Source organism: Paenibacillus sp. IHBB 3054, assembly GCF_051594305.1.
Lineage (GTDB): Bacteria > Bacillota > Bacilli > Paenibacillales > Paenibacillaceae > Paenibacillus_AQ.
In genome coordinates, this window is record NZ_JBOFBG010000085.1 from 1 (window position 1) to 3,265 (window position 3,265).

Sequence of the window (3,265 nt, forward strand, 5' to 3'; positions counted from 1 at the left end):
AAATCGTCTACTGTCAATCAAACGGCCGAATGGTCAAAGTACGCAGTACACGTATGATGTGCGTGGCAATCGTCTAACCTCAAGCGAGAGCGTCAGCTCCAGTCTGGATCTGAGCGATACAAGCTACACCTATGATTTACAAAACACCTTGACCGGATTGACCAAAAATGGGAATACGACCATCTTCACCTACTATGCGGACGGCCTTCGGTATTTGAAGAGCACTGGAACGAGCCATACACAAGTCAACTATGATTTTAATGGACATGTCATCACAGAGGAGAAGTTAAGCGGCAGTACTGTAATACAAAAATCTTCCTTTGTCCGTGGTGACCGGGTATTGGTGAAAAAGGACAAGACGGCAGCGAAAGACTACTACTATTTGTACAACGGTCATGGCGATGTGGTGCAAATCGTCAATACCAGCGGAACACCGGTTAACACCTACAGCTATGACGAATGGGGGAATATCACCAGCCAGACGGAAGGGATACCAAACTCCTTTAAATATGCAGGTGAGGTTTACGATGAAGAAACGGGGCTTTACTATCTGCGTGCACGGTATTATGATCCGAGTATCGGGCGGTTTTTAAATGAGGATACGGTTGAGGGGCAGATTGATAATCCGCTGAGTCAGAATCTGTATACGTATGTGAGTAATAATCCATTGATTTATACTGATCCGACGGGACATAGACAAGAATGGGGAGCAGGAGTCGGCGGGAATAGCCCTCCAAAGTCGACCTGGGTAAAGGCAGGAGAAGGCGTTTATTCAGCCGTTGACTGGTACACAGGAGGAGCGCTTACAAATTATATTAATTCAAACGATCAACCATGGAGTGCAGAACATCTCTTAAATGCAGCAAATTTAGCGATTAACTTTATTCCAATATCAGCAGCTGAAGCGAAAGCTTTACAAATTGGGCAAACTGCTGAAAAAGTAGGGGTAAGCCTGATTCAAAAAGCAGGACAGTGGATTAAGGTTGTGTTTAAAGGTGAGGTCAATAGTTTCAAATTCATTCCCAATGAGAGTGGTTACTTTGGTATTATCGGTCAAAGTGGAAGCAGTAAGGTTAGAAATCTAACTGGAGGAAATGAAGCTGCACAAAATTTCTTCAAGCAAATATCTAAAGGATTTAAAACTGAGAAAGACCTCGGAAATGGTAAAATACTTAGAATTCTAGATGACGGGACAGCAGTAACCTACAGACCTATTTCCCACTCAGACAAAACGCCAGCGATAGATATTAATGGTGGTAGCATTTATAAACAGCAAAAAATCCACTTCATTCCATAACAGGAGGTCAATATGCAATATGTATTTAAGAATTTATTGAGTATGGAACAAATTGATATGCTGAAAAGTTTAAAAGATGCCTCTCTTATCAATGTACTAGTGGAAAATGCTGGTGATTTTGTTTTGAATATTCTTATTAATACTCCTAAAAGACAATTATTAATTAAAAACATCCCTGCTAATGAATCTGATGGTGATGAATACCCAAAATTTATTATTGGAGAAAATCCAATTTCAGATTTGAATTATGATGTAATTTACAGAAAAGAAATTGTAAAGGATATTAGCATTCTTAGAGAAGAAGCATCATGGGAGAATAGTGAAAAAGAATGGATAGTTACTATTGATATTGGAATCAAAATTATATTTAATGATGGAGTGTTATTAATCGTTGCGCATGATTCCTTTGCGGGTCTGATAAAATTGTATACCTTAAAAAATGAACAAATTGTAACTGGATTTCTAGAAGGATACTGGTCAATGAAAACTGACCATCTTGCTTCACTAAAAAGAGAAGAAATATTTATTTGAGTATTTCTTAATGCTTTAGCTTGCAATGGGGCTTAAGTAATTATGTTAAGTCTCACTTCAGAGCCACATCCGAGTGTAACCACTCCATGTGGTTTTTCTTTTGGAAAAAAGTTTTGACATTCTGAGTATGGCAATATTTTATCAATCTCTTAAGACATACTTGGTATGGCGGTGATGAGATGATAGGGTTGTAATTTATAGCGGACACATTTCACATGGAGTACAATACTGTAGCTGGAAAAATTGTTGTTTCTAAGCAAACATTAGGATCGAACGTTATTCCAAAGACATGGATGGAATCATAAGAGAATGCGAGGTTAGTCCTTATTATCTAACTTTAGTTTTTAAGGAAATTACATTTAAATATAATTTTAAGTAGGGGGAATAGTAATGGATATCAATAGTTTAATCCCAAAGGATAAATTCGATCTCAGTTCAGTTAATACTTTGAAAACATTGGATATAAACATAATTAAACCTATTATTTCTGATCTATTAGAGTGGACTAAAGATTCAAATTGGCCAATTACAGAGGAAATCGGAGATATACTCGTTCCCTTAGGCTCTGAATTAATACCTTATTTAAGGGACATTTTCGATTCAAATGATGACTGTTGGAAATACTCAATACTAGTGAATTTGGTGAAAAAATTACCACCAACTGTGTTGTTGGAAATGGAAACTGATCTAAAAAGGCTAGCTTTTAATCCTAGTGAACGAGAAAGACAAGAATACGTTGACGAAGAGGCAGCAGAGATTTTATTGCTTTTACAGTAAGTATGGATATTGTATTATTTGAAAAAAAAGGACCTTGAAGCCACATTGGCTCAAGCAAAGAATTCCGGGGCCCGTTCACTGGAGACTGTTATTGAATTCGAAATACCGCGAGGTGTACTGAGTATTGATAGGACCGTAGCCTCAAATTTGCAACAAATAGCAAGAGCTGCGAATGGGCCGCTTAATATCACAAATATTAGGAAAGTGAGGTTTAAATAGTGGAACAAATCGCTTCTCTTGAAATGCAAGATATATCTGTAAAATGTAAACCAACTATGTGAAATTTTGTTTCTTGGACAGATCAGCTTCAGCACTTTTCCTGTCGGTTTCATTGAGGAAAAGTCTATGGTATTGTAGGCTAACCAACCAAGGGTGGCTGGGCTTTATCCTATTTACTTTCAGGTAATTGCAAGAAGTTCCAAGGCGACATCCTAATAAATGATCGGCTGGTGGAGAGGAACCTGCTTTATACAAAAGGCTGGTACGTTGGAGAGGGTCTTAAAGGAGGCTTGTTTAAAAGACAATTGACAGTACGAGAACAACTGGAGAGGGGAACATCAGTTGATTATACTGTTGATGAATTAATTGATTCTTTTGAGCTTTCACCTTCACGACTGGATCGGGAGATAAGGTATATCAGTAACGAACGATGGAATGCTT

3 protein-coding genes are annotated in these 3,265 nt (G+C 37.9%); all 3 read left to right on the forward strand.

The annotated features are described in order from the left end of the window. On the forward strand, positions 1–1,297 hold a 1,297-nt coding region (locus ACQ76X_RS35620), incomplete at its 5' end, for an RHS repeat-associated core domain-containing protein (RefSeq protein WP_438498618.1). A gap of 12 nt (positions 1,298–1,309) precedes the next feature. Continuing rightward, positions 1,310–1,828: a hypothetical protein gene (locus tag ACQ76X_RS35625; RefSeq protein ID WP_438498619.1), complete on the forward strand. Its 519-nt coding sequence runs from the start codon at positions 1,310–1,312 to the stop codon at positions 1,826–1,828. Positions 1,829–2,218: 390 nt separating this feature from the next. Then, positions 2,219–2,605: a DUF5071 domain-containing protein gene (locus tag ACQ76X_RS35630; protein ID WP_438498620.1), complete on the forward strand. Its 387-nt coding sequence runs from the start codon at positions 2,219–2,221 to the stop codon at positions 2,603–2,605. Positions 2,606–3,265: the final 660 nt, after the last annotated feature.